Genomic DNA, 25599 nt, shown 5'->3' with positions numbered 1-25599 from the left:
AAGGACTCTCGTCATGCCCGTCACCGGCCCCGACTTCCTCTCCCTCCAGGCGCGCGACCTCGCCGCCTCGCAGGCGTTCTATGAGAACTACCTCGGACTCATCCGCTCGCCGGCGGGCCCCCCGCACGCCGTCGTGTTCCAGACGACGCCGATCGCGTTCGCGCTCCGGGACATCGCGCCCGGCACCGACCTGACCGATGTCGCGCAGCCGGGAATCGGCGCCGCGATCTGGCTGCACGCCACCGACGTCCAGGCGATCCACGATCGACTCGTCGCCGGCGGCCACACCATCGTGGCCGACCCGATCGACGGCCCCTTCGGTCGCACCTTCACCTTCTCCGACCCCGACGGCTACCGGATCACCCTCCACGACCGGGCATGACCCGCACCCCTCCGGGGCGGACCGCCGTCACCTCTGCGTGCGCTCGCGTTACGGACGAACCGGGAGCACGTCGCTGAGATCCGCGCGCGTGCCGGAGGCATGGATGCGACCGCCGGCCGCGGCATCCGTCCACACCTCCGTGCCCGTGGCCACCGCGATCCAGGTCGCGGCATCCATCTCGACGACGTTCGGCGGTGTGCCGCGCGTGTGGCGGGGGCCCTGGATCACCTGCACCGCGCCGAACGGAGGCACTCGGACCTCGACGCTGTTGCCCGGGGCCTTCTCGTCGAGCAGCTGCAGGAGGTAGCGCACGGCGGTGGCGAGGTCGGTCCGCTGCGGCTTCGCGCCGGCGGCATCCGCGTCGCGAACGGCATCCAGTGCCGAACGTCCGTCGATGATGTCGATCTTCCTGGCCATCGCTCAGCTCTCCCCCACGACAACGACCGACCAGGCCCCGACCGCGTCCCGACCCAGCCCGTTCGCCGTGACCTCGGTCGCGGCATCCATACCCATGTCGATGCGCTGCGGCTCGCCGTCGCAGACCAGGTCGTCGGTGCGGATCGTCTGCGACATCGCGGAGCCGCCGGCATCCGATCCGCTCAGCGCGATGTCGGCGCTCATCGTCTCGGGACCGAAGCACGCGAACAGCACCGAGACGATCGCCGTCGGCTCATCGAACGCGGCGGTGACCCCGCCTTCGCCGACGACATCCGAGAGCGGGGACGCCAACCCGGCGAGCGTCGCGAGAGACCCGGCGACCTCGCGGGAGTCCTGCGTCGCCATCCAATCCTGCACGGCGTCGGTGTCGACCTCGGGCGTCGCGGAACACCCGGTGAGCACCGCCATCAGCACCGCGCCCAGCGCGAATCCCCGCCATCGCCTCATCCCGCGAGCCTACCTTCGGCGCGCGTCCGCGTCGGCGACGCGGACCCCACGAAACGGGGATCATGGAGGCATGAGCATCGCCCTTCGCCCCTGGACGCCCGCCGACGCGGAAGCTCTGCAACGGGCGTGGCAGACGGCGCCCGACCTCGCCACCCAGTTCGGATCCGCCGAGCTCACCTCGCCCGCGGCGGCGCGCGCCTACATCGACGAATCGCTGCTGTTCGACGAGCGGGCGAGGAACTGGGCGATCGTGGACGACGGTGTCGCCGTCGGCAACGTGGCAGCCACCGCGATCGAGCTCCGCCACGAAACGGCCTGGATCTCGTACTGGCTCGCACCCGCCGCCCGCGGCCGCGGACTTGCGACGGACGCCGTGCTCGCGGTGTCCGATTGGGCGTTTCGGCACGGGCTTCATCGACTCGAACTCGGCCACCGCGTGAACAACCCCGCCTCGTGCCGCGTGGCGACGGCATCCGGCTTTCGGGCGGAGGGGGTCGAACGCGAGAAGCTCCGATACGGCGCCGAGCGGTTCGACGTAGAACTGCACGCGCGGCTGCGCAGCGACCCCGCCCCCGCTTCGTCGTCGTCGCTGCCGTTGTCGATGGCGTGACCCGCACCTTTCGGCGGCGTCGCTTGCCGCGCTCGGCGGGCCGGGAAACGCGGGCCACGAACGCCCTACGCGTCCTAAGCTCGGACGCATGAGCATGCTTCCGCAGGGCGCCCGCGCCGAGCTGCTCGCCGCCGTCGCCGACCACTCGTGGGGCGTGCGGATCCCGCCGCTCGCCGACCCGCACAACGCGCACGACGCCGCAGTGCTCATCCTGTTCGGGGTGTTGGACCGTGTGCCCGCGCCGACGGCCGACGCTGCCGTCGCGCGCGACCTCGACGTGCTGCTGCAGCGGCGAGCGCCCACCCTTTCCTCCCACCCCGGACAGGTCTCGTTCCCCGGCGGCCGCGTGGAGCCCGATGACGCCGATCTGGTCGCCACCGCGCTGCGTGAAGCCGAAGAGGAGACCGGTCTCGATCCGGACGGAGTCGAGATCCTCGCCACGCTGCCCGTGATCCCCCTCGCTGCGAGCAATCACCTCGTCACGCCGGTGCTCGCCTGGTGGCAGTCGCCGTCGAGGGTCGTGGCCGTCGACCATGCCGAGACGGTCGAGGTGTTCCGGGTGCCCGTCGCTCAGCTGCTCGACCCTGCGTCCCGGTTCACCTCGACGCTCACGCGGATGGGTCACACCTTCCGCGGACCGGCGTTCGACGTCGACGGGACGATCGTGTGGGGTTTCACCGCGATGGTGCTCGACGCCCTCTTCGATGCCACCGGCTGGACGGTGCCCTGGGACGCCTCCGTCGAACGGACCGTCGAGGTCTGAGCCATCTGAGGAGCCGGGTTCTGCCCGCGACACCGAAACTCGACGCGCGAGCCTCGGTAGTCTGGACGGGTGAAGATTCTCGTCCTCGGTTCCGGTGCCCGTGAGCACGCGATCATCCTCGCCCTGCGGGCCGAGCAGACGGAGCACGAGATCTTCGTCACTCCCGGCAACGCCGGCATCGCGCAGGATGCGACCCCCGTCTCGGTCGACCCTCTCGACGGCGGAGCGGTCACCGCGTTCGCCCACGAGCACGCGATCGACCTGGTCGTCGTCGGGCCGGAGGCCCCACTCGTCGCCGGAGTCGCCGACGCCCTGCGCGTCCGTGGGATCCCGGTGTTCGGACCGGGCAAGGCTGCGGCCCAGCTCGAGGGCTCGAAGTCGTTCGCGAAGCGGGTGATGGATGCCGCCGGCGTACCGACCGGACGCGCTGTCCGTGCCGCCAGCACCATCGAGGTCGAGGCCGCGTTCGACGATCTCGGCGCCCCGTACGTGGTCAAGGCCGATGGCCTCGCGGCCGGCAAGGGTGTCATCGTCACGTCCGACCGCGCCGAGGCTCTCGCCCACGCCCAGCAGTACCTCCCCGCGGGCCCGGTGCTCATCGAGGAGTTCCTCTCCGGCCCCGAGGTCTCCCTGTTCTTCCTGAGCGACGGCGACACCGTGCGGGCGCTCAGCCCCGCGCAAGACTTCAAGCGCGCGCTCGACGGCGACGCCGGGCCCAACACCGGCGGCATGGGCGCGTATTCGCCGCTGCCGTGGCTCGCCGAGCAGTTCGGCAGCGAGCAGGCCTTCGTCGAAGAGGTCACGCGCGACGTGGCTCTCCCCGTGGTGCGGCAGCTCGACGCCGAGGGCACGCCGTTCATCGGGCTCCTCTACGCGGGGCTGATCCTGACCCCGGCAGGTGTGCGCGTGATCGAGTTCAATGCGCGCTTCGGCGACCCCGAGACGCAGATCGTGCTGCCCCGACTGGTCACTCCCCTGTCTCAGCTGCTGTTCGCCGCGGCATCCGGCACCCTCGAGGACCAGCCGGAGCCCGAGTTCAGCGACGACGTGGCGATCACGGTCGTGCTGGCGAGCGAAGGCTACCCCGAGGCACCGCAGACCGGACGCCCGATCGAGGGCCTCGCGGATGCCGCGGCCGTCGAGGGCGTGCGCCTCGTGCACGCCGCGACCGCGAGCCCGGATGCTCCCGGCGGATCGCTGATCGCGACCGGCGGCCGAGTGCTGAACGTGGTGGCCGTGGCCTCCGACTTCCGCACCGCGCGCGACCGTGCGTACGAGGCCATCGCCCGTATCCGTCTCGACGGCTCGCACTACCGCACCGACATCGCCGCCCGCGTCGCGGACTAGCCGGCGGGACGGCCGTTCCGCCGGTCAACTTCTCTCGAGCTGACCGCGGACGATCGAGTCGCCGGAGTGCGCGGGGTCGCCGTCCACCGGCTCGAACGAGATGTCGACGAGGTCGTACTCCGCGAGGTCGACGCCGGCCGGGATCGCGAACGTGCCCGACGACGACTCGAGCACACCCAGGCTGATCAGTGCGGCTCCGTCGTTGCGGATGAGCCACACCTCGCGATACTCGTCCGCGCGCGCCTCTCCGTCGAGCGTCACCGTGAGCGCACGCCCACCCTCGTCGTCCTCGCTGACCTCTGCCGAGCCGGCCGCACCGGGATGATCGGGGAAGGGGTCGAGCTCGGCGGTGGCCACCGGCACGGGCGTGAGGTTCGAGGAGACGAGGGCCCACGTGACGGACCCGCCGGCCACCACGAGCGCGAGCGACGCCGCGAGGATCCAGAGCCGGGCCGATGAACGGCGTCGGCGCACCCGGGATGATGCGGGGACGCGACCGGCGGCGCTGACGTCACGCACCTCAGGAGCCGGGGCCGGGTCCTCGGAGACAGCGAAGACAGCTGCCGGAGCAGTGTCCGGGTCGGCGGTGGACGAATCGGCGGCGTGCTCGGCGGTGGTGCCCGCCCGATCCTGAGAAGCGGCGAGCGGGTCGGCCGCGACGGCTGCGCTCAGCGAGAGCTCGTCGTGGATACGGTCCCAGACGTCGGCTCCCGGCTGCTCGAGCTCGCCCTCGGCCATGGTGGTCCTGGCCACCATCGCGGCGTGGGCCATCTGCTCCACTTCGGCCGCGCACACCGCACAGGCGGCGATGTGGGCGCTCTCCTCCGCCGACGCGACCGGCTCGCCGAGCGCGAGAAGGGCAAGCTGCTCAGGGTCGAGGTGCGACATGGCTGACCTCCAATCGGTCGCGCAAACGAGTGAGGCTTCGGCGGATGTGGCTCTTCACCGTACCGAGCGGCATGTCGAGTCTCTGGGAGATCTCCTCGTGCGTCAGATCGTCGTAGAACGCGAGGCGCATCACATTCCGCGCATCCGGCTGGAGCTGTTGCATCTCGTTGGCCAGCAGCAGCGTCTCGGAGAGGTCGACCGGGGCGCTCACCATGTCGTCCGGCGAGGTCAGGCGCTTCATCTCCTCGTGCAGTCGCCTGATCCGTGCGCGCGATTCGTGCATGTCGGCGATCCGTCGGCGGGCGATCACGACCAGCCATGTCGATAGTTTCGCCTTCGCCGAGTCGTAGCTCGCCCGCGAGGTCCACGCGGAGACGAACGTGCGCTGAGTGACGTCCTCCGCATCGCGGCGGTCGCCGAGCGAACGGAGCGCGAGCGTGAAGATCACGGGAGACCACCGGCGGTAGATCTCGGCCAGCGCGGCTTCGTCCCCCGCGACGAATCGGACGCCCCACTGCGCGTCGGCGTCGGCATCCGCGTCATGCTCCACGGTCGCCTCCTTCCTCACGCAGCACCCACCGCGTTCGTGGATGCTCCGAGGGTCTCATGCCGGCCTCGCGACCGCGACGACATTGTCGCGATAGTGACCGGAAGCGGCATCGAACGGACCGCCGCAGGTGATGATCACGAGCGCCGGTGCCCCCTCTCGCGCAAAGAGTTCGGCAGTCGGGAGGGCGGCTTTCTCGTAGAACGTCAGCGATTCGACGACGTAGGTCCTGGTCGAGCCGTCTGCAGCCTGCACCTCGACGGTCTCGCCGCCCGCGAGGCTGCGCAGCTGAGCGAGGGGGCCGATCCGGTAGCCGACGGCATCGACGTGCGCAGCGAGCATCACGTTGCCCTGCGTGCTGTCGGCGTCGGGGCCGTAGCGGTACCAGCCCGCGGTGGCGGGGTCGACCGGCAGTTCCATCTGACCGGAGGGTTCGATGCCGACATCCGTCACGGTCATGTCGACGCCGAGCGCCGGAATGCGCAGCCTTTGGGGCGCCAGGGCCGGCGCCGCCGTGGGGAGGGCGCCGGACCTGACCTCGGGGCGGAGGGTGGACGTGGGAGCGGGAGACGGTCGCTCGGACGCGACGAAGGGAGACGGCGCCGAGGAGGGGCCTCCCGCCCCCACGGGAGCGCAGGCGACGAGGCACGCCATCCCCACCAGGAAGGCGAGCGCAGGGGCCGCCCACCGTCCGGTGCGGGATGACGTGCCCCGACCCATCAGCGGCGCACCTCCTGCGAGACCCGACGGCGACGTGCCGACAGGCCGATGCCGATCGCGAAGAGGATGGCGAGGCCGCCCACCGCCGCGATTCCGGTCGTCGTCGCCGCGGTGTCGCTCGCAGCGAGGTATCCGGCGGTGCCGGACGGAACGCCGCCCGGGTTCGAGTGCAGTCCTTCGATCGTCTGCGCGGCGATCGCGAGGTTGCCGTCTTCGGCGCTGCCCCACGCGTACAGGATCGTCAGCACGCCGTCCTGCACGGCCACGTCTGTCGGTCCGATGACCGGGTCGGTGGTCCCGGCCAGCGCGACTGATGCCGAGACAGTGCCGGCCGCGAGGTCGAGGGACGCCTCGTCCGGGTTGCTCAGACCATCGATCACCGGCGATCCGCCCGCGAGCACATCGACCGCCGGTGCCGCGGCGACGTGGCGAACGGTCAACCGACCCTGACCCGCGGCCGTGGGCGACGTGTCGTTCTCGAACAGGTTGAGTCCGGGCTCTCCCGCCTCGGTGAGGTGCGCGACCGCGGTGTAGTTCATCCCGGCTGCGAGGGTGAGGGTGGCCGGTCCGAGCACGGGGGCGCTGGCATCGGCCGCGTCCGTGGCGGTGAGCGCGACCTCGTAGTCGCCCGCGGGGAGCGAGAGCGGGCCGGCGAGATCGCCGGGCTGGAAGTCATCGAGCGTGAGCTCGCCGTTCACATAGACGTCCACCGGCGTATCGGGGATGCCGTGGAGAACCGAGAGCTGAGCGGAGTCGTCGGTGGCCGCTCCGGCGGGCATCGCCATCCCGAGGGCGGCGATCATTCCGACGGCGAGGCCGGCGGCTGCTGTCTTGCGCACTGTATTCCTCCTTGAACGGGGGTGGCCCTGTGCCACCCTTCAGGGAGTGATTCCGTGCGAGACGCCGTTTCGGATGCAGCAGCGCGAAGATTTCTCTCCGCGACGACGATGCGGGTCAGAGCACCTTCGAGAGGAAGTCCTTCAGTCGCTCGTTCTTCGGGGCGCCGAACAACTCGGCGGGCGCGGCCTCTTCGACCACGACGCCGCCGTCCATGAAGACCGTGCGGCCGGAGACCTCGCGGGCGAAGCCCATCTCGTGCGTCACCAGCACCATGGTCATGCCGCCCGAGGCCAGGTCGCGGATCACCTGGAGCACCTCACCGACCATCTCGGGGTCGAGGGCGCTCGTCGCCTCGTCGAACAGCATGATCTCGGGGTCCATCGCGAGCGCGCGGGCGATCGCCACGCGCTGCTTCTGTCCACCGGAGAGGGATGCCGGCTTCGCGTCGGCCTTCTCCGACAGGCCGACCCGCTTCAGAAGAGCCAGCGCCCGCTCACGCGCCTGAGCCTTCGTCATCTTGCCGCACTCGACCGGCGCGAGGGTGATGTTCTCGAGCACGGTCATGTGGGGGAACAGGTTGAAGTGCTGGAACACCATGCCGATGCGCTGACGCACCTCATCGAGCTTCACACTCTTGTCTGTCAGGTCGACGCCGTCGATGATGACGTGTCCCGAGGTCGGCTCCTCGAGCTTGTTGAGGCAGCGCAGCAGGGTGGACTTGCCCGAACCCGACGGGCCGATGACGGCGACGACCTCGCCGTCTTCCACCGCCAGGTTGATGCCCTTGAGCACCTCGTTGTCGCCGAACGACTTGTGCAGGTCCTGCACCACGATCTTGCTCATGCGTTGAACGTCCTCTCCAGGCGGTTCGCGAGCAACGTCAGCAGCGTGATCACGATGAAGTAGATGATGGCGACGATGGTCAGCACCTGCGCTGACAGGTACGTCGACGCGATGATCTGGCGGGACACGAACGTCAGCTCCGCGAGGCCGATGACGCTGATCAGCGACGTGTCCTTGAGGGTGATGATGCCCTGGTTCACGAACGACGGGATCATGATGCGGAACGCCTGCGGGAGCACGACCTTCTGCATCGTCTTCCAGTGACTGAGCCCCAACGAACGTGAGGCCTCGTTCTGACCGGGATCGACCGCCTGGATGCCGCCGCGGATGATCTCGGTCATGTACGCGCCCGTGTTGAGCGAGAGCGTGATCGCACCGGCGACGAAGGGATCGAACTTCAGATCGGGGATCAGCTGCGGGATCGCGAAGAACACGAAGAACGCCTGGATGAGGATCGGGGTGCCACGGAATACGTAGACGTACGCGGTGGAGATCCACCGCAGGGGAGCGAACTTCGCGAGACGTCCGAAGCCGAAGATGATGCCGAGGATGAAGGCGGCCACGACCGCGACGAGAGTCGCGAGGATGGTGAGCCAGAGCCCCTGCATGAGCGCAGGCCAATATTCGACGGCCACCGAGATGATGTCCGTCGGCTGCGCGGACTCCTCACCACCGGAGAGGTAGGTGTCGACGATCTCGTCGTACTCGCCCGAGGACTGGAGGTTCGCGAGTCCCGCGTTGAACATCTCGATCAGTTCGGGGTTCTCGCCCTTGTTGACCGCGAAGCCGTACTCGCCGCCCAGCTCGGGCTTGCCGATCAGACGGAAGCCGGACCCCTGCTGGATGCCGTAGGCCAGCACCGGGAAGTCCTCGAAGTAGCCGACCGCCTGGCCGGCCTTCACGGCATCCACCATGTCGGTCGTGTCCTGGTACGGGGTGACCGTGAAGCCGTACTCATCCTTGTTCTCGTCGGCGAAGGTCTGACCCTGCGTACCGGTCTTGACGGCGACGGCCTTGCCGTCGAGGTCGTCGAGCGACTGGATGTCACTCGCCTCGAGTACGCCGAGCTGGATGCCGCTGGTGAAGTACGGCTCGCTGAAGTCGAACGTCTCCTGGCGCGCCTCGGTGATCGACATGCCGGCCATGACGGCGTCGACCTGGTTCGACTGCAGCGCCTGCACGGCGGCGTCGAATCCGAGCTGGCGGATCTCGACCTCGAAGCCCTGGTCTTTCGCGATCGCACGGAGCAGGTCCATGTCGATGCCGACGAGGTCGCCGTCCGCGTTCGTGAACTCGAACGGCGCGAACGTCGTGTCGGTTCCGATGACGTACTTCTCACCGTCGTCCGCGGCGGTGGCGGGGGCGGCTCCGGCCAGGAGGGCTCCGACGGCGACGAAGGCGACGAGCGCTGCCGCGCCGAGACGGCGCGCGGATCGACGCAGACGGCCGGTCACGGCGGAGGGATTTCGGATCACGACGTGTGCTCCTCGGGATCGGATGAGGCGACCGGACGATCGCCGAGGATCCACCTTAGCCGCCGCCTCGGCGTACCCCCGCCTCGACCGGTCTGCTCGAACCGTGAGGAAGGGCTGATCCGCGCTCAGGACGGCGACAACTCGATCCAGTACCGCCGCACGCGCGGCTGTCCCGGCTCCGAAGCATCGACCACGTCTTCGAGCTCTCCACCGGCGCCCTCGATCGTGCGGATGGAGCCGACGTTGTCGTCGTCACAGGTGAGCATCACGCGGTCATATCCCTCGGACTTCGCGAAGCGGAGCACGAGCCGGAGGGCCTCGCGCACGATCCCCTCCCGACGCCGGGAGGGAACGGTCGCGTAGCCGATGTGGCCGCCGAAGCGACGCAGCCAGTCGTTGAGCTCACGACGGAACGCGATGAACCCCACGACGCGGTCGCCCTCGGTGATCCAGAAGAAGTCGCACGGCACGAGCCCCGCAGGAAGGACTGCACCCGGGGTGGCGTACAGCTCGGCCTTCGCGACGAACGCCTCGCACGCCGCCCGGTCGGGCACGATCCCCTGCTCGTAACCGCCTCCGTCGATGTGTCCGCCGTCGAACTCGGCCACAGCAGCGGCCCAGGAGTCGAAGAGGTCGATGGTCGGTCGAACGAGAGCGATCGTCATCGCCCGATGACAGCAGAAAGGCGCCGTATCCGCAAACTGCCGGACACGGCACCCTCCCGACCTCGACTACTCGGGACGCGCGGCCGCGGGAGCCGCGGCATCCGCCTTGTCGTAGCGACCGAGGAACAGCGAGGCGACGAGCGCGATCACCATGACGCACGCCGGCAGCAGGATCGCCTGCGACATGCCCGCCGCGAAACCGTCGGCCACCTGCGGCGGCAGCGTTCCCCCGGTCGAGATGCCGGCCGGCGCATCGGCGAGACCGGGCAGGTTCGCCTCGAGGCGGGACTGCATGAACGCAGCGATGGATGCCGAGCCGATGACCGACCCGATCGTCCGGGTGGTGTTGTAGATGCCGGCGCCGGCACCCGCCTGGCGCGGCGGCAGCTTGCGCGTCGCGGTTGTGGCGAGAGGGCCCCACATGCCCGCGTTGCCGATGCCCATCAGCGCCGACGGGAGCAGGAACATCCAGATCGGGGTGTCCATGTTGATCAGGGCCGAATACCAGATCAGCGCACCGGCGACGCAGAGCAGACCCGGGATGAGGATGATGCGCGGATCCACCCGGTCGAGCAGCTTGCCCGCCGCCGGGGCGAGCGCACCCGAGAGCACCGCCATCGGGATCAGCAGCAGCGCCGCCTCCGTGGGGGTGAGCCCGCGCGCGGTCTGCAGGAAGAACATCATCGGCAGCGACATGCTCGTCACCGTGAAGCCGACAGCGGCGATGGCGACGTTCGCTCCCGAGAAGTTGCGGTCGCGGAACAGCTCGAGCGGTACCAGCGGTTCGCTGCGTGTCTTGGCCTGCTGCAGGATGAACAGCCCGAGAACGATGAGTCCGACGATGATCAGACCCCACACCGAGATGGGACCCCAGATCACACCCCAGTCGAACTTCTCGCCCTCCTGGAGGCCGAAGACGATGAGGAAGAGCGCCACGGCGCTCAACACGACGCCGACGATGTCGAAACGGTGGGGATGGGTCGCGAGCTTCGGCACCAGGCGCCAGGCGAGCACGAACGCGACGATGCCGACCGGGATGTTCACGAAGAAGATCCACTCCCAGCCGAAACCGTCGACGAGCAGGCCGCCGACGAGCGGACCGACGAGCGTCGCGACACCGGCCGTCGCACCCCAGAGGCCCATGGCGGCACCGCGGCGCTCCGGCGGGAAGGTGCGCGTGATCACGGCCATGGTCTGCGGCGTCATGAACGCCGCGCCCAGCCCCTGCACGGCACGCGCGACGATCAGGCCCTCGAGCGAGTTCGACAGTCCGCACCACAGCGAGGCGAGGGTGAAGATCGCGAGGCCGATCAGATAGATGTTCTTCGGCCCGAAGCGGTCGCCGAGGCGTCCGGTGATCAGCAGCGGCACCGCATAGGCGAGCAGGTACGCGCTCGTGACCCACACGACGTTGTCGAGGTTGTTCGTGTTCGGGTCGAGCGCCGCCTTGATCGCCGGGTTCGCGACAGACACGATCGTGGTGTCGACGAGGATCATGAAGAAGCCGATGACCAGTGCCCAGAGGGCGGGCCAGGGGCTGGTGGGCTTGTGCCCCACGGAGTAGGTTCCGGTCGAGGGACCGGAGGTGGAGGGCACGGACACCGGCGGGCGGTCTCCGTCGCGGGGAGTGTCTGTCATTGCTGTGCAGCCTTTCGCTGAGCGCGGTAGCGTTCTGAGTTCGGGAATGCCGCGGGTCCCCACGGCAGGTCTTCGGCTTCGAGGCGGGCGATCAGGGCATCGAGCCAGCGCAACTCGGCCTCGAGCAGCGCCTCCTGCCGTTCGTATTCCACGAGCACCTGCTCGGGCACGCCATCGCGTCTCGCGTCGATCAGTCCATCGCGATACGCGATGTGCTCCTCGTCGAGGGCGACGCGACGCGAGCGCAGGCTCTGGAGCACATCTCCGCGTTCGAGGTTGTGGGCCTCGGCGAGCGCGATCCGGAACTCGGCGGGACGATCGATCGTCGACAGCTCGCGCCGCAGCCAGGCGATGAGGATGTCTCGACCGGCGTCCGTCAGGGAGTACGTCGTGCGCTCGGGGCGGTTCCCCTCGCGGTCGCTGCCGACCTCGTCGATGAGCCCGGCCCGCTGGAGCCGGGCGACCGTGTGATAGAGCGTGCCGTTCGTGAGGGTCAGCAGCCGATCGTCGCGGCGAACCCGCATGAGACGCACCATCTCGTAGGGGTGCATGTCGCCCTCGCGCAGCAGGGAGAGGATCATCGCCCCCATCGGGGTCAGTCGTTGCATGGCCCCTCCCCGGGCGTCGCGCTCAAATAGTCCATGTGGACTATACGCCGGACCGCCGACAGCGACAAGACCGGTGACCGGGGCGGATCAGCCGAGTGCGGCCGCGAGCTGCGCCGGGGTGAGCGGTCGATCCGCGTACACGAGCCGCATCACCGCGGGATCGGGGTTGCCGACATCCGGTGCGCGGTGCACGAGCTCCAGGCCCAGCTTCTCCGCGACGTGCGCCGACACGCGGTTGTGCTCCACGAGGAAGGCGATCACCGGGCGATCGGGGGCGATGATCCGCGCCTGCTCGATGCCCGCACGCGCCAGCTCGGTCGCATACCCGTTTCCGTGATGATCGGCCGCGATCCGATAGCCGACGTTCCACACCTCCTCGCGTAGCAGCGTGCACCCGCCGTTGCCGATGATCTCGCCCGTCTCCCGGAGCCGCGCGACCCACGATCCGAGTCCCGCCTGCTCCCAGCTGCGAGACCAGCGCTCCATCATGTGGAGAGTCGTCGCGGGGTCGGTGTGCCGAAGACTCGGATAGTGCGCCCAGACCCGCGGATCGTTCTGAATCGCGAAGATCGCGTCGAGGTCGGCGGCCACCGCCCGCGACAGATGGAGCCGGTCGGTGAAGATGTCGTCAGCCACCCCTCCACGCTAGACAACCGTTCCGACACCCGTCGACGCGACCCACGGTCCGCGGCTTCTCGGCGGGTGGGCCCCGACGGAACCGGGATAATGGGCGGGTGAGCACTCCTTCAGAAGGCACGGCACAGAGCATCCCCGGCTGGCGGCACATCTACTCGGGCAAGGTCCGCGACCTCTACGCCTCCGAGGATCCGGCAGACACGCGCATCCTCGTCGTGGCCTCCGACCGCGTGAGCGCCTTCGACTTCGTGCTCTCCCCCGGCATCACCGACAAGGGCGCTCTGCTGACGCGACTGAGCCGCTGGTGGTTCGCTCAGCTCTCCGACTTCCCCAACCACATCGCCGAGGGCGAGCTACCCGAGGAAGTCGCCGACCGCGCCATGCTCGCGCAGTCGCTGGAGATGCTGCCGATCGAGTGCGTCGTGCGCGGCTACATCACCGGTTCCGGCTGGGCCGAGTACCAGGAGAGCGGCACCGTGTGCGGCATCCCGCTGCCCGCCGGCCTGCAGAACGGCGACCGGCTGCCGGAGCCCCTGTTCACCCCGGCCTACAAGGCGCCGATGGGCGAGCACGACGAGAACATCACGTTCGAGCGCACCGTCGAACTGGTCGGGACGGAGCGCGCGGCCGAGCTGCGCGACACCTCGCTCGCGATCTACGCCCGTGCCGCCGAGATCGCCGAGGCGAAGGGCCTGATCCTCGCCGACACCAAGTTCGAGTTCGGGACGGATGCCGACGGCACCCTGCGCCTGGCCGACGAGGTGCTCACGAGCGACTCCTCGCGCTATTGGGACGCCGAGGCCTGGCGCACCGGCAGCACCCCGAGCGCACGCATGGCGAGCTTCGACAAGCAGATCGTGCGCGACTGGATGGCCGCGAACTGGGACAAGCAGGGCGAGCCGCCGGCGCTTCCCGCCGATGTCGTCGAGCGCACCGCCGACCGCTACCGCGAGCTGATCGACCGCCTCGGCGCCTGACCCGTCAGACCGGTTCGACGAGTCGCACGTCTGTGTGGACGAAGTCGTCTCCCTTGAAGAGCAGCGGCTCGTCGCGGGTGATCGCGAGCGCATAGGAGAAGCAGTCGCCGTAGTTGAGGCGAGCGCGGCTCCCTGACCCTCGGCCGTAGCGGGCGTATGCCCTGCTCGCCAGGCGCGCCTGCACCTCATCGACGGGAACGACCTCCGATCGCGTCACCTCCAGAAGCTCGTCGAGCGCAAGCGCCTTCGCTTCGCCGCCCCTGCTGCGGAGGACGATCGTGCACTCCGTGAGCGCGGCCGCGGACAAGGCGAAGGGCCGCGACTCCAACAGGTCGCTCATCTCTTCGGCTTCCGGCTCAGCCATCAGCACCGCGACCAACGCCGAGGAGTCGACGATCATCGCGGCATCCCCGTCTCGTCGTAAAGCTCATCCATGATCTCCTCGGTCGTGCGCCCGGTGGAGGGAAGCTGCTGCGCCCGGCGGATCACCGCACGGATGCGGCGACGACGCTCCTCTTCGTCGGCCGATTGCTGCTGCTCCAACTCGGCGAGACGGCGCCGCACCGCATCCTCGACGGCACTCGTCTGACTCTGACCGGTCAACGCCGCGAGCCGACGCACGAGCTCATGCGTGGTCTCATTCTTGATATTGAGGCTCATGTCTACCATTCTACCTCTGCGTCTACCATGGTAGAAGCGCTCAGGGAAAACTCAGGAATCGATAGTGTTGCTCCGGCACTCCAGCCATCCCCCGAACCTTGAGGAGCCCGCATGGCCCTGTGGAAGCTGCACGGAAACGGCCGCACGGTCGAGCCCGGCGCCGTCGTCCGTCCCGACGAGCGCCTGAACTGGCCTGCGACGATCGCGATCGGACTCCAGCACGTCGTCGCGATGTTCGGCGCGACGTTCCTCGTGCCGATCATCACCGGCTTCCCGGTCGCGACGACCCTGCTGTTCAGCGGCGTCGGCACGATCCTGTTCCTGCTGGTCACGCGCAACAAGCTGCCCAGCTACCTGGGCTCGTCGTTCGCGTTCATCGCGCCGGTCACGGCGGCCACCGCCTCCGCGAACATGGGCACCGCCCTGGCCGGCATCGTCGCCGTCGGCGTGCTGCTCGCGATCATCGGCGTCGTGGTGCACACGGTCGGCGTCAAGTGGGTCGACCGCTTCCTGCCGCCGGTGCTCGCGGGGACGATCGTCGCCCTCATCGGATTCAACCTCGCCGGCGCCGCTCACAACAATTACGCTGCAGCACCCGTGACCGCGACGTTCACGCTCGCCATCACGATCCTCTTCGCCGTCGTGTTCCGCGGATTCCTCGGCCGCATCTCGATCTTCCTCGGCGTCATCGCGGGCTACATCTTCGCGGCGTTCCGCGGCGAGCTCGACTTCTCGGCCGTGGAGAAGGCCGACTGGGTCGGCCTCCCCACCTTCACCTTCCCGAACTTCACCGAGCCCGGCACCCTCACCGCCCTCGCCATGTTCCTCCCGGTCGTGCTCGTGCTGATCGCCGAGAACGTCGGACACGTGCGCGGCGTCGCGACCATGACGGGCGACGCGAGCGTGAACCAGCAGACCGGCAAGGCGCTGATCGCCGACGGCGTCTCGACCACCCTCGCCGGCTTCTTCGGCGGTTCGGGCACCACGACCTACGGCGAGAACATCGGCGTGATGGCCTCCACCCGCGTGTACTCCACGGCCGCCTACTGGGTCGCCGGCATCGCCGCGATCCTGCTCAGCCTCTCGCCCAAGTTCGGCGAGGTCATCAACTCGGTGCCCGCCGGCGTGCTCGGCGGCGTGACCACGGCGCTGTACGGCCTCATCGGCGTCATCGGCATCAAGATCTGGGTCGACAACCGCGTCGACTTCTCGCGCCCGGTCAACCAGTACACGGCAGCCGTCGCCCTGATCATGGCCGTCGGCGGGTTCATGATCAAGGACGAGGGATCCGGCTTCGAACTCGGCGGCATCGTCATCGCCACGGTCGCGGCGATCCTCATCTACCACCTGGGCAACCTGATCGCCCGTCTGCGCAAGACCGGCGCCGACGACCCGAAGCCGCTCGAGGCGGTCGGTCCGCTCGGCGGCGACCCCGCCTAGCGGGACGCGCATCGCGTTCGCAGCTCAGGAGAAACCCGCCGAGACTCACCCGTGAGGGCGGTTCTCGTCGGATTCACTCGGTTCTTCCTGAGTTGTGAACCGATCGGCGGCGGCACTCAGCCGGCCGAGCGCACCTGCACGGCGAATCGAAGGCGCGCGCCCGGCGGCAGTTGACCCGCGAGGTCGAGACTGCGGTCGGTGAGGGCGCCGATGATCGGGTACCCGCCGGTGAGCGGGTGGTCGGGGAGGAAGAGCACCGGCTGCCCGTCGGGCGGCACCTGGATCGCGCCGGTGACCGCTCCCTCGCTGGGCAGCTCGCCGCCGACGGAACGCTCCAGCGCCACCTCGCCCCGAAGACGGATGCCGACGCGGTCGGAGCGCGGCGTGACCGTCCACTCCTGGGTCGTGAGCACCTGGAGTGCCTCCGCCGTGAACCAGTCGTCACGAGGCCCGAGCGTGATCTCGAGCTCGACGAGGTCACCGGAGGCCGGGAGGTCGCGCGGCACGGCACCAGGCTCGACGGGGTGCGACGCGGCATCACCGATCGGGAGCACGACTCCGGCCGAGAGCGGCTCCGGGCCGAGTCCTGCGAGGGTGTCGGTCGCACGGCTGCCCAGCGCGGGCGCCGCATCGACTCCGCCGCGGACCCCGATGACGTAGCGCAGACCGCGGTCCGGATACCCGAGGGTGAGCTCGTCGCCGTCGAACGTGGCGAAGGGCTCGCCGTGGCGGACCGCGCGGACGACGCCATCACCTCCGGTCAGGGTGAGCGCGCCGATCGCCCCCGTGACCGCCGCGACACCCGCCCCGTGGAACCGGAGCACCGCTCCCCCGACGCTCTCGAGCACCGCGGCCACCTCCGCGTTCCCCACGGCACGGTTCGCATCCCGCATCGCGCGCCGGTCGGCGGCTCCGGATGCCGAGACTCCGAGCGCCGCGAACCCGGGGCGCCCGGCATCCTGCACCAGCAACTGCAGCGAAGGCCGGACGACCTCGACCGCGGATGCCGTGCCGAAACCCGGACCATCCGCATCCGCTGCGGCGTGTTGCTCCGCGACGCGCCGGGCGCGGGCCGGACCGTCCCCGTTTCGGCCCACGTGAGCCGCGCCCAGCCGAGCCGCGTCCCGCACCCGTTCGAACCGCACCAGGGTTCCCGGGGCCAGCAGGGCCGGCGGATCGCGGTCGATGTCCCACATCACGGCATCCGTGCGGCCGATCAGCTGCCAGCCACCGGGGCTCTCTCGTGGATAGACGCCGGTGAACGCTCCGGCGAGTGCGACCGATCCGGCGGGCACACGGGTGCGCGGAGACGAGTGGCGCGGCACGTCGAAGAGCGGATCACTGCTCACCACGTATCCGAATCCGGGAGCGAACCCCGAGAACGCGACTCGCCAGTCCGCGGCGAGATGCCGGTTCACGAGCTCCTCCACCGAGACGCCGAGCGCGGATGCCGCTTCGTCGAGGTCTTCACCGTCGTACTGCACGGGGATCGTGACCTCCCCGGTGCTGGGCGGGCGCGTGGCGTCGACCTCGGTCGCCGCCAGCGTGTGCGCGAGCTCGGTGGCCGAAACGCGCAGCGGGTCGAACCGCACGAGCACCGTGCGAGCTCCGGGGACGCGCTCGACGACGCCGGGCAGCCCTTCCCACGCGAGGTTCAGGCGCATCGCCTCGTCGAGGTCGGCCGCCTCGACGAGCAGAGCGCGATCGGATGCCGTGAGGATGCGCATCAGCCGACCTGCGCCGGTCGCCTCATCGGGAGCCCGCGAACGGTGCGATCGTGATGCCCGCGTCCTGCAGCATCCGCTTGGTCTCGGTGGCCATCGCCACTGAGCCGGGGCTGTCGCCGTGCACGCAGATCGAATGCGCCACCACGGGCACGTCCGTGCCGTCGATCGCCCGGATCACACCGTCGGCGGCGAGGCGAACCATCCGCTCCGCCACCGCGGCCGGGTCGTGCAGCACGGCACCCGCCTCGGTGCGCGACACGAGCTGCCCGTCAGGCTGATAGGCCCGATCGGCGAAGGCCTCGGCGGCGACGGCGAGCCCGGCCCGCTCGGCGACGTCGAGCACGACACCCCCGGAGAGTCCCAGCAGCACCAGGCTCGGGTCGATCGCGCGGATCGCCGCCACCACATCCTTCGACTGCCTCTCGTCGCGGGCGATGGCGTTGTAGAGCGCGCCATGCGGCTTGACGTAGGAGACCGTCCCGCCCACCGCGGCGGCGAGCCCCATGAGAGCTCCGAGCTGGTACTCGACGTGCGCCTGGAGCGTGGCCGAGTCGAGGTCGAGGCGGGTGCGACCGAAGTTCTCGTAGTCGCGATAGCCGGGATGCGCCCCGATCACGACGCCGCCCTCCACGGCGGCGGCGAGCGTCTGTCGGATGCCCTCCGGGCTACCGGCATGGAACCCGCACGACACGTTCGCGCTCGTGACGAGGCGGAGCATGCTCGCGTCATCGCTGACGATCCGGTCGGCGACGTTCTCGCCGAGGTCCGAGTTCAGGTCGATCGACGTCATGCGATCACCCCTGCGGTTCCGCCCGCAGAGCCGCCGTCGCACGCGGGCGCGGTTCGCCGTCGCGAAGCGGAACCGGCGGAGCGATGGGCGTCGTCGGCTCGGGCAGCCCGTAGCGGCGGTGCACCCAGCGCCGGGCCTCCTCGAGCGGGTAGGTGTCGCCGAACACGGCGAACTTCACGAAGACACCCTCGAGGGTGCTGCGGAGCATGACCTCTTCGAGTGCGGGATCCTCGGCGCCGCGCGCGCGGAACAGCTGTCGCACGGCATCCTCCGCCGCGGTTGCGCGCACTTCGTGCCGAGCCTCGGACTCAGCGAACAGTCGATGCGTGGCCGGCTGCTGCTGCATCGCCAGCACCGCTCGCTGCAGAGGGATCGCGTAGGCGGTGGCCGTGAGGGCGCCGTCGATCACGGCGGCGAGCATCTCGTCCGGGGTGCCCTCCACGCGGGCGAAGCCGAGCACCGTCTCGAACCATCGGTCGATGACGGCGGCGACGAGCTGCTCCTTGCCGCCGAAGTGGTAGTTCACGAGGCCCTGGGCGACCCCCGCCCGCGTCGTGATCGCGGCGATGCTCGCGCCCGCGACACCTCGTTCGCTGAAGACCTCGATGGCGGCCTCCAGGATGGCCTCCCTGGCGCGTTCTCGGGCCAGCCGGTTCTGCTCGTCGGAGCGTGCCACGCGGCATCCACCTCCTGAGTTCAGCCGGCCTGATTTTCCCGAATGCTCCCCCTGCCGTATAGATTAATCACTGAATGTCCGTTCAACCTATGAATGGATTCGATCTTCGGCTGGCTCGCTCAGCCGAGCACGACTTCGGAGATCCGAGGCGCCACGCCGCGGCATCCATCCTTCGGGGGGGCGATTCGCCGCCGATCACGACGTCGTGCAACACAAACGCACGGGTGCGTCCCTGGCCAGGAGGGGGCGTCAGGGGCGCGCCCGTGTCTCGCCGGATGACCGAAGACCGACCTCAGGCCGAGGCGCGGACCACGAGCTCGGTCGGCAGGATCGTCGTCTGCGGCGGATCCTGCCCGGCGAGACGGGACAGCAGCACGCGGGCCATGGTCTCGCCCTGCGCGTACATCGGCTGACGCATCGTCGTGAGCTGCGGATCGGTCGTGATCGCGACGGACGAGTCGTCGAACCCGACCAGGGCGATGTCCTCGGGGACGCGCACACCGGCGGCGCGCAGCACCGTCAGCGCGCCACGCGCCATCAGGTCGCTGGCGACGAAGATCGCGTCCGGTCGACCTGTTTCGAGGATGCGCCGTGCGGCATCGGCTCCGCTGGCCTCGCTGTAGTCGCCCTGCTCCTCGGCGAACGGCGTCAGCCCGGCCTCGGCGAGGGCGGCCCGGAAACCCTGGATGCGGTCGCCGGAGGAGACCATGGTCAGCGGGCCCGAGATCGTCGCGATCCGCGTGCGTCCGATGTCGATCAGTCGACGGGTCGCGGTGCGGGCACCGGCGACGTTGTCGACGTCGACGACGTAGTCGCCCTCGAGCCGACGCACGGGCCGACCGCCGTAGACGACAGGCACGGCATCCGCGACCCGGTCGATGAACGCGTCGCTGGTGTGATGCGAGACGATCAGTGCGCCGTCGACGCCGCCGTTGCGCACGAAGCCGGTCATCTTGTCGCCCGGGTCGTCACTCGCGATCAGAAGATTGAGCAGGTAGTCGGATCCGCCGAGGGCCCCGGTGATGCCGGCGACGATCGCGGCGAAGAACGGGTCGCCGAAGAATCGGTTCGTGTCTTCGGGCACGATCAGCGCGATCGCGTGCGTCTGCCTCGAGGCGAGAGAGCGGGCAGCGCGGTTGGGCACGTAGTTCAGCTCGTCGATCGCGGCGCGCACCGCGGCCAGCGCCTCCGGGCTCACCGCCGTCGACCCGTTCACGACCCGCGACACGGTCGACCGGGAGACACCGGCTGCCGCGGCCACCTCTTCGATGGTCGCTCGTGGCGACATCAACGTACGCACTCTTCCATCGCCCTATTCTCACCGACGTTCACGCTTCGAATCGCGCACACGGTCCCATCCGGGCCCCGGATGGGACCATTAACCCGATTCGAACGCCCTGCGGCTAGAGCGAGCGGGCCGCGATGATGCGCGCGTACTCCCGACCGGAGTCCTTGAGGCTCCGCTCCTGGGTGTCGTAATCGACGCGCACGATGCCGAAGCGCTTGTCGTAACCCCAGGCCCATTCGTAGTTGTCGAACATCGACCAGTAGAAGTAGCCCCGCACGTCGACACCCGACTCCGCGGCATCGAGCACCGCACCGAGATGCAGGCGCAGGAACTCCGTGCGGTCGGCATCGTGCACGCGCGTCTCGCCGTCTTCGACCACCACGACGTCGTCGTAGGCGGCGCCGTTCTCGGTCATGTAGAGCACGGTGCCCGCGGGCTCGGCGTATTCACTCCAGACCCGCTGCAACACCCGGGTGAGGCCCTCGGGCTGCACCTCCCAGTTCTGCGCCGTGCGCGGCAGACCGCGCTCGACCGAATGGATGCCGTCGCTCGACGGGTAGGGGCTGCGGCCGGGCCGCTCGGTGGCGGGACCTCCGGAGACCGGCGCCTCGGCGGGAGCCGTGCCCGACAGGAAGTCGCCGTGGTAGTAGTTCACGCCCTGTGTATCGATGGGCTGGGAGATGGTGTCGAGGTCGCCGTCGTGGACCGCGGCCTCGAACTGCGCGACGGCGTCGGCATCCACCGCGCGGATGTCCTCGACGATGTCGGCGGGGTAGCTGCCGCGGTAGATCGGGTCGAGGAACCAGCGGTTGAACTGCCCGTCCACGCGGCGGGCGGCGTCGACGTCGGCGGAGTTCTGCGGGTCGGCGGGGTCGGCGACCGTGTGGTTCAGGGTGATGCCGAGGTTGAGCGAGGCGTCGCGTCCGCGCAGCTCCTGCACGGTCTTGCCGTGCGCGAGCAGCAGGTGATGCGAGGCGATCAGCCCCTCGGCGACGCTGGTGTGCCCCGGAGCGTGCTCCCCTCCGGTGTAAGAGAGGAAGGACGAGCACCAGGGCTCGTTGAGCGTCGTCCACACGTTCACCCGATCGCCGAGCGCGTCGTGCATGGTGCCGGCGTACTCGAGGAACCGGTCGACCGTGTCGCGGTTCGTCCAGCCACCGGCATCCTGCAGCGCCTGCGGCATGTCCCAGTGGTACAGCGTCAGCCAGGGCAGGATGTCGGCGGCGAGCAGCTCATCGACCAGGCGCTCGTAGAAGTCGACGCCCGCCGGGTTCACGGCACCGCCGTCCGGCCGCACCCGTGACCACGACGTCGAGAAGCGGTACGTCTGCAGCCCGAGCTCGGTCATCAGCGCGACGTCGTCGCGGTACCGGTGATAGTGGTCGCAGGCCACGTCGCCGTTGTCGCCGCCGATCACGGCGCCGGGCACGCGGGCGAACGCGTCCCAGATCGATGCCGTGCGTCCATCCTCGAACGCCGCCCCTTCGATCTGGTACGCCGCGGTCGCAGCGCCGAAGAGGAAGTTCTCGGGGAAGGAGCGGGTCATAGGGGTCATCCTTTCACCGCGCCCGCCATGATGCCACTGACCAGCTGCCGACCCGCGACCACGAAGAGCACGAGCAGCGGAAGGGTCGCGAGCACCGCACCGGCGAGCACGATCGAGTAGTCGATGTAGTAGCCCGACTGCAGCTGGCTGAGCGCCGTCTGCAGGGTCGGGTTCTGCGGGGAGAGCACGATCAGCGGCCACAGGTAGTCGGTCCACGCCGTCATGAAGGTGAAGAGTCCGAGGATGGCCATGGCCGGTCGGGCCGCGGGGAGCCCGACGGTCAGGAACGTGCGGAACTGGTTCGCGCCGTCCATGCGGGCGGCTTCGATCAGCTCGTCCGGGATGACGTCGACGAGGTACTGCCGCATGAAGAACACCCCGAACGCGGTGACGAGGGTCGGCACGATGACGGCGCCGATCGAGCCGGTCCACCCGAGCTCCCGCATGAGCATGAACAGCGGGATGATGCCCAGCTGCGTCGGGATCGCCATGGTCGCGATCACGAAGATCATCATTCCGTCGCGGCCCTTGAACTTCAGCTTCGCGAAGGCGTAGCCGGCGAGGGTGGAGAACGTGACGACCGAGATCGTGATGATGCCCGAGATCAGGAACGAGTTGCCCAGCGCGAGCCAGAACGGGATGGCATCGAAGACCTTGGCCGCGTTGGCCAGGAAGTTGCCGCCGGGGATCAGCGGGAGGGTCTCGCCGCGGGTGGCGTTCGTGCCGCTGGCCACCACCACCGACCACCACAGCGGGTAGACGCTGCCGATGATGAACGCGGCGAGGAGCCCGTAGGTCAGGAATCCGGGGCGGCTGCCGATGCCGGCGTTGCCCCCGACGGCACGACGCCGGCGGATCTTCTCGGGGACGCTCAGCGCCTGGGTGGCGGTCATCGCGCGTTCTCCTCGGTGGTGGTGGCGATCGTCGTGGACGCGGCAGCCGTGGCGGCGGCCGCGGCAGCTGTGCGTGTGCGCCGGCGCTCGGCGCGGTTCTTCGGGCCGTCGCCGGTGGAGATGCGCCGGGAGATGAGGAAGTTGATCACTCCGATGCCGACGATCAGCAGGAACAGCAGGATGGCGACGGCGGAGGCCTCGCCGAGGTCGCGGCGGAAGAACGCCAGCTCCCAGAGGAAGAGCACCGTGGTCTGGAACTGCCGGTCACTGCCGCCGATGCCGCCGGCCGTCGAGACGTCGAACAGGCGGGGCTCGGCGAAGATCTGCAGCCCGCCGATCGTCGCGGTGATGATCACGAAGATCAGGGTCGGACGGATCGTGGGGATCGTGATCGAGAAGAAGCGGCGGGCGGCCCCTGCGCCGTCGAGGGCGGCCGACTCGTACAGGTCGCGCGGCACCGCCTGCATGGCGGCGAGGAGGATCAGGGCGTTGTACCCGGTCCAGCGGAAGTTCACCATCACGGCGATCGCGATGTGCGACAGGGCGGTGTTGTGCTTCCATTCCTGGTCGGCGATGCCGATGAGGTTGAGCAGGTTGTTGGCCAGGCCGTCGGCCTCGTTGAAGATGCTCGAGAAGATGATGGCGACCGCGACAGGGGTGACGACGAACGGGATCAGCACGCTCATCCGCCAGAAGGTCGGGGCGCGGAGCCCCCGGTCGAGGAGGTAGGCGATCACGAGCGCGACCGCCAGTTGCGGGATCGCGGAGAGCAGGAAGATGCTCAGGGTGTTGCCGATCGAGTTCCAGAACATGGCGTCGCCGAGGATCTCGACGAAGTTGCCCACGCCGACGAAGTCGCCCTCGCCCTTGAGCAGGTCCCACTCGTGCACGGCCACCCACACGGTGTAGAGCAGCGGGAACAGGCCGACCAGCCCGAACAGCAGGAAGAACGGCGAGATGTAGAAGTACGGGGAGGCGTTCTGGTCGAACCGCGAGACGCGGTGGCGCCAGGGGCGCTTCGGCGGCGCGGCCGGTGCCGAACCGGATGCCGTGCGCTGCTGCTCCGCAGGCGGGGCGGTGAGAGTCATGTGCGTTTCCTTGTCCACGAACCGGGGCTCTGAGCCCGTCGAACGGTCCGACCGGGCGGTGCTCCGACAGGCTCAGCGACCCGGCGCGGGCCGCTGAGCCTGTCGAATCGGAAGGATGGGTCAGTCGACGAGCTCGTTCAGGAGCTTGATCGCCTGGTCCCAGGAACCCTGCGTGTCGGTCTCGCCGCGGTCGAGGCTGCTGAGAGCCGGGCCGAAGACGTTCTCCTGGATCACCGAGTCATCGGCACCCTTGAACTGGGCGACGACACCCTTGGCACGCTCGGCGAGGATCGCCCCGGTCGGAGCGTCGTTGAAGAACTCGTTCGGCGTCGCGTCGGCGGCCAGGGTCTCCTGCGCCTTGATCGTCGAGGGGAAGTTGCCCGCGGCGGCGGACTGCTTCACCTGCTGCTCCGGCTGCGTCAGCCAGTCGGCGAGCTCAGCGGCCGCCTCCTTGTGCTGCGAGGACTCCGGGATCGACAGGAAGGCGCCGCCCCAGTTGGCTGCGCCGCCGGGGAACACGTCGGCGAAGTCCCAGCCGGTGGAGGCGTCGCCGCCGCCGGCCTCGACCTGACCCTGCACGACGCCGAGCATCCAGCCCGGGCACACGAAGGTCGCGAAGGTTCCGTCGACGAACGACTTGCCGCCGTTCCAGTCCCAGGCCGTCTGCGCAGCGGACTGGCCGCCCTCGGTCGCCGCACCCAGCAGCTCGAAGCGCTCCTTGAGCTCGGCGTTGTCCTCGACGTTCAGCTTGCCGTCGGTCGTGTAGTAGCCCTCATCGAGCTGGTTGACCATGGCGTTCCAGACGAAGCCGGAGTGGTCGTACCAGGCCTTGCCGGTCTTGGCCGTGTAGTCGGCACCGACCTTGAAGTAGTTCTCCCAGTCGCCGTTGAGCAACTCGGCGACGGACTCGCGGTCGCTCGGCAGGCCGGCGGCTTCGAATGCGGCACCGTTGTAGCAGATGCCGCTCGGGCCGATGTCGGTGCCGTAGCCGATGACGCGGCCTTCGGCATCCGTCGCCTGGCCGTACTTCCAGTCGACCCAGTCGGCCTTGCGGTCTTCGATGCCGTAGTCGCGCAGGTCGACGAAGGTGTCGGAGACGTCCATGATGGCGCCGAGCCAGCCCTCTTCGATCGCGACGACGTCGCTGAGGCCGGAGCCGGCGGCGATCTTGGTGAAGGCATCGGTGCGGGCGTTGCCGCCGGTGTCGATGTTGGTCGCCTCGATCTTGACGTTCGGGTGCGCCTTCTCGTACTCCTTGTAGAGGTCGTCGTAGCCGAAGGTGCCGAACGTGGTGACGGTCAGCGTGACATCCTCGTCGGCACTGCCTTCGGGGGCGCCGTCGGCATTGCCGGCGCAACCGGCGAGGGCGAGGGCGGAGACGGATGCCAGGGCGGCAATCGCGAGGATCCGGTGGCGGGCACGTGTGTTCACGGTTCACTCCTTTGTGGTGGGGGGTCGTGCGGTCTTGCTGCTTTCGGGACGTCGTGGGAGCGCTCCCACGAACTGAGCAGTCACTCTATGGGAGCGCTCCCACGGTGTCAAGCCGTGCCGGTTGCGACGATCGTCCGAGGTTGGTGACGATCGGCCGAGGGGGTGACGATCCACCGGAGGGATGCCGCGGAAACCTCGGCTGATCGTCGCCCGGTCGGCGAATCGTCCAGATCAGG

Annotated in this window: 28 protein-coding genes; 6 read left to right on the top strand and 22 right to left on the bottom strand. The window is 69.3% G+C overall.

What is annotated here, in order from left to right; all coding sequences use genetic code 11:
• The first annotated feature begins 13 nt into the window (after window positions 1-13).
• A complete protein-coding gene (locus ACCO44_RS02460) occupies window positions 14-382 on the top strand; it encodes a VOC family protein (protein ID WP_262002814.1) in 369 nt (122 codons plus the stop codon).
• Window positions 383-430: 48 nt separating this feature from the next.
• Here the strand turns inward: ACCO44_RS02460 and ACCO44_RS02455 are convergent, their stop codons facing one another.
• Both ACCO44_RS02455 and ACCO44_RS02450 read right to left on the bottom strand, forming a co-directional pair.
• Entirely contained in the window at window positions 431-799 is a 369-nt protein-coding gene (locus ACCO44_RS02455) for a sterol carrier family protein (RefSeq protein ID WP_372468163.1), read from the bottom strand.
• A gap of 3 nt (window positions 800-802) precedes the next feature.
• Window positions 803-1267, bottom strand: coding sequence for a hypothetical protein (locus ACCO44_RS02450; RefSeq protein WP_262002818.1), 465 nt, complete (start codon window positions 1265-1267; stop codon window positions 803-805).
• 70 nt (window positions 1268-1337) lie between these two features.
• On the opposite strand from ACCO44_RS02450, the gene ACCO44_RS02445 reads away from it, so the two are divergent.
• The 3 genes from ACCO44_RS02445 to purD all read left to right on the top strand — a co-directional run bounded on the left by ACCO44_RS02445 (window position 1338) and on the right by purD (window position 3987).
• The gene (locus ACCO44_RS02445) at window positions 1338-1877 is read left to right on the top strand and encodes a GNAT family N-acetyltransferase (protein WP_372468162.1); all 540 of its coding nucleotides are present in this window, start codon (window positions 1338-1340) and stop codon (window positions 1875-1877) included.
• A gap of 88 nt (window positions 1878-1965) precedes the next feature.
• Window positions 1966-2640, top strand: a complete 675-nt coding sequence (locus ACCO44_RS02440; protein ID WP_372468160.1) for a CoA pyrophosphatase — start codon at window positions 1966-1968, stop codon at window positions 2638-2640.
• A 69-nt stretch (window positions 2641-2709) separates the two neighbouring features.
• Complete coding sequence (gene purD, locus ACCO44_RS02435; RefSeq protein ID WP_372468158.1) at window positions 2710-3987, top strand: phosphoribosylamine--glycine ligase; 1278 nt, start codon at window positions 2710-2712, stop codon at window positions 3985-3987.
• 24 nt (window positions 3988-4011) lie between these two features.
• Here the strand turns inward: purD and ACCO44_RS02430 are convergent, their stop codons facing one another.
• The 10 genes from ACCO44_RS02430 to ACCO44_RS02385 form a co-directional block, all read right to left on the bottom strand.
• Window positions 4012-4875, bottom strand: a complete 864-nt coding sequence (locus tag ACCO44_RS02430; protein WP_372468156.1) for an anti-sigma factor — start codon at window positions 4873-4875, stop codon at window positions 4012-4014.
• On the bottom strand, window positions 4856-5425 hold the full coding sequence (locus ACCO44_RS02425) for an RNA polymerase sigma factor (protein ID WP_258134151.1): 570 nt from the start codon (window positions 5423-5425) through the stop codon (window positions 4856-4858). The genes ACCO44_RS02430 and ACCO44_RS02425 overlap by 20 nt, the downstream gene beginning before the upstream one ends.
• 54 nt (window positions 5426-5479) lie before the next feature.
• The gene (locus ACCO44_RS02420) at window positions 5480-5908 is read right to left on the bottom strand and encodes a class F sortase (protein WP_372469440.1); all 429 of its coding nucleotides are present in this window, start codon (window positions 5906-5908) and stop codon (window positions 5480-5482) included.
• 233 nt (window positions 5909-6141) lie between these two features.
• On the bottom strand, window positions 6142-6981 hold the full coding sequence (locus tag ACCO44_RS02415) for a DUF4397 domain-containing protein (RefSeq protein WP_105710737.1): 840 nt from the start codon (window positions 6979-6981) through the stop codon (window positions 6142-6144).
• A 115-nt stretch (window positions 6982-7096) separates the two neighbouring features.
• On the bottom strand, window positions 7097-7825 hold the full coding sequence (locus ACCO44_RS02410; protein WP_372468154.1) for an amino acid ABC transporter ATP-binding protein: 729 nt from the start codon (window positions 7823-7825) through the stop codon (window positions 7097-7099).
• A complete protein-coding gene (locus ACCO44_RS02405; RefSeq protein WP_029263083.1) occupies window positions 7822-9300 on the bottom strand; it encodes an amino acid ABC transporter substrate-binding protein/permease in 1479 nt (492 codons plus the stop codon). The genes ACCO44_RS02410 and ACCO44_RS02405 overlap by 4 nt, the downstream gene beginning before the upstream one ends.
• 125 nt (window positions 9301-9425) lie before the next feature.
• On the bottom strand, window positions 9426-9965 hold the full coding sequence (locus tag ACCO44_RS02400; protein ID WP_372468153.1) for a GNAT family N-acetyltransferase: 540 nt from the start codon (window positions 9963-9965) through the stop codon (window positions 9426-9428).
• A 66-nt stretch (window positions 9966-10031) separates the two neighbouring features.
• Window positions 10032-11603: an MFS transporter gene (locus tag ACCO44_RS02395; RefSeq protein ID WP_262002833.1), complete on the bottom strand. Its 1572-nt coding sequence runs from the start codon at window positions 11601-11603 to the stop codon at window positions 10032-10034.
• Entirely contained in the window at window positions 11600-12211 is a 612-nt protein-coding gene (locus ACCO44_RS02390; RefSeq protein WP_105710735.1) for a PadR family transcriptional regulator, read from the bottom strand. The genes ACCO44_RS02395 and ACCO44_RS02390 overlap by 4 nt, the downstream gene beginning before the upstream one ends.
• Before the next feature lie 87 nt (window positions 12212-12298).
• Window positions 12299-12847: a GNAT family N-acetyltransferase gene (locus ACCO44_RS02385; RefSeq protein WP_372468152.1), complete on the bottom strand. Its 549-nt coding sequence runs from the start codon at window positions 12845-12847 to the stop codon at window positions 12299-12301.
• Between the two features lie 98 nt (window positions 12848-12945).
• Here ACCO44_RS02385 and ACCO44_RS02380 point away from each other — a divergent pair, with 98 nt between their 5' ends.
• Complete coding sequence (locus ACCO44_RS02380) at window positions 12946-13824, top strand: phosphoribosylaminoimidazolesuccinocarboxamide synthase (RefSeq protein ID WP_262002836.1); 879 nt, start codon at window positions 12946-12948, stop codon at window positions 13822-13824.
• Between the two features lie 4 nt (window positions 13825-13828).
• Here the strand turns inward: ACCO44_RS02380 and ACCO44_RS02375 are convergent, their stop codons facing one another.
• Both ACCO44_RS02375 and ACCO44_RS02370 read right to left on the bottom strand, forming a co-directional pair.
• Entirely contained in the window at window positions 13829-14224 is a 396-nt protein-coding gene (locus ACCO44_RS02375; RefSeq protein ID WP_372468151.1) for a type II toxin-antitoxin system VapC family toxin, read from the bottom strand.
• The gene (locus ACCO44_RS02370) at window positions 14221-14484 is read right to left on the bottom strand and encodes a type II toxin-antitoxin system VapB family antitoxin (RefSeq protein WP_105710732.1); all 264 of its coding nucleotides are present in this window, start codon (window positions 14482-14484) and stop codon (window positions 14221-14223) included. Before ACCO44_RS02370 ends, ACCO44_RS02375 begins: the two co-directional genes overlap by 4 nt.
• A 111-nt stretch (window positions 14485-14595) precedes the next feature.
• On the opposite strand from ACCO44_RS02370, the gene ACCO44_RS02365 reads away from it, so the two are divergent.
• On the top strand, window positions 14596-15924 hold the full coding sequence (locus tag ACCO44_RS02365; protein ID WP_105710731.1) for a uracil-xanthine permease family protein: 1329 nt from the start codon (window positions 14596-14598) through the stop codon (window positions 15922-15924).
• 116 nt (window positions 15925-16040) lie between these two features.
• Here the strand turns inward: ACCO44_RS02365 and ACCO44_RS02360 are convergent, their stop codons facing one another.
• The 8 genes from ACCO44_RS02360 to ACCO44_RS02325 form a co-directional block, all read right to left on the bottom strand.
• On the bottom strand, window positions 16041-17651 hold the full coding sequence (locus ACCO44_RS02360) for a carboxyltransferase domain-containing protein (protein WP_372468150.1): 1611 nt from the start codon (window positions 17649-17651) through the stop codon (window positions 16041-16043).
• A gap of 22 nt (window positions 17652-17673) precedes the next feature.
• Entirely contained in the window at window positions 17674-18441 is a 768-nt protein-coding gene (locus tag ACCO44_RS02355; protein ID WP_105710729.1) for a LamB/YcsF family protein, read from the bottom strand.
• Window positions 18442-18445: 4 nt separating this feature from the next.
• Window positions 18446-19117 carry a TetR/AcrR family transcriptional regulator gene (locus ACCO44_RS02350; protein WP_372468147.1) on the bottom strand — a complete coding sequence of 224 codons (672 nt, stop codon included), beginning with the start codon at window positions 19115-19117 and terminating at the stop codon, window positions 18446-18448.
• Between the two features lie 292 nt (window positions 19118-19409).
• A complete protein-coding gene (locus ACCO44_RS02345; RefSeq protein ID WP_029263072.1) occupies window positions 19410-20405 on the bottom strand; it encodes a LacI family DNA-binding transcriptional regulator in 996 nt (331 codons plus the stop codon).
• Between the two features lie 115 nt (window positions 20406-20520).
• Window positions 20521-21951: a glycoside hydrolase family 1 protein gene (locus tag ACCO44_RS02340; RefSeq protein ID WP_372468145.1), complete on the bottom strand. Its 1431-nt coding sequence runs from the start codon at window positions 21949-21951 to the stop codon at window positions 20521-20523.
• 5 nt (window positions 21952-21956) lie between these two features.
• Window positions 21957-22844 carry a carbohydrate ABC transporter permease gene (locus ACCO44_RS02335; protein ID WP_091032633.1) on the bottom strand — a complete coding sequence of 296 codons (888 nt, stop codon included), beginning with the start codon at window positions 22842-22844 and terminating at the stop codon, window positions 21957-21959.
• Window positions 22841-23932 carry a carbohydrate ABC transporter permease gene (locus tag ACCO44_RS02330; RefSeq protein ID WP_167632839.1) on the bottom strand — a complete coding sequence of 364 codons (1092 nt, stop codon included), beginning with the start codon at window positions 23930-23932 and terminating at the stop codon, window positions 22841-22843. Before ACCO44_RS02330 ends, ACCO44_RS02335 begins: the two co-directional genes overlap by 4 nt.
• 120 nt (window positions 23933-24052) lie before the next feature.
• A complete protein-coding gene (locus tag ACCO44_RS02325; protein ID WP_372468143.1) occupies window positions 24053-25363 on the bottom strand; it encodes an ABC transporter substrate-binding protein in 1311 nt (436 codons plus the stop codon).
• Window positions 25364-25599 lie beyond the last annotated feature (236 nt).

It is taken from the genome of Microbacterium maritypicum, assembly GCF_041529975.1.
In the GTDB taxonomy this organism is placed as follows: Bacteria; Actinomycetota; Actinomycetes; order Actinomycetales; family Microbacteriaceae; genus Microbacterium.
This window is presented reverse-complemented; position numbering and strand designations above follow the sequence as displayed.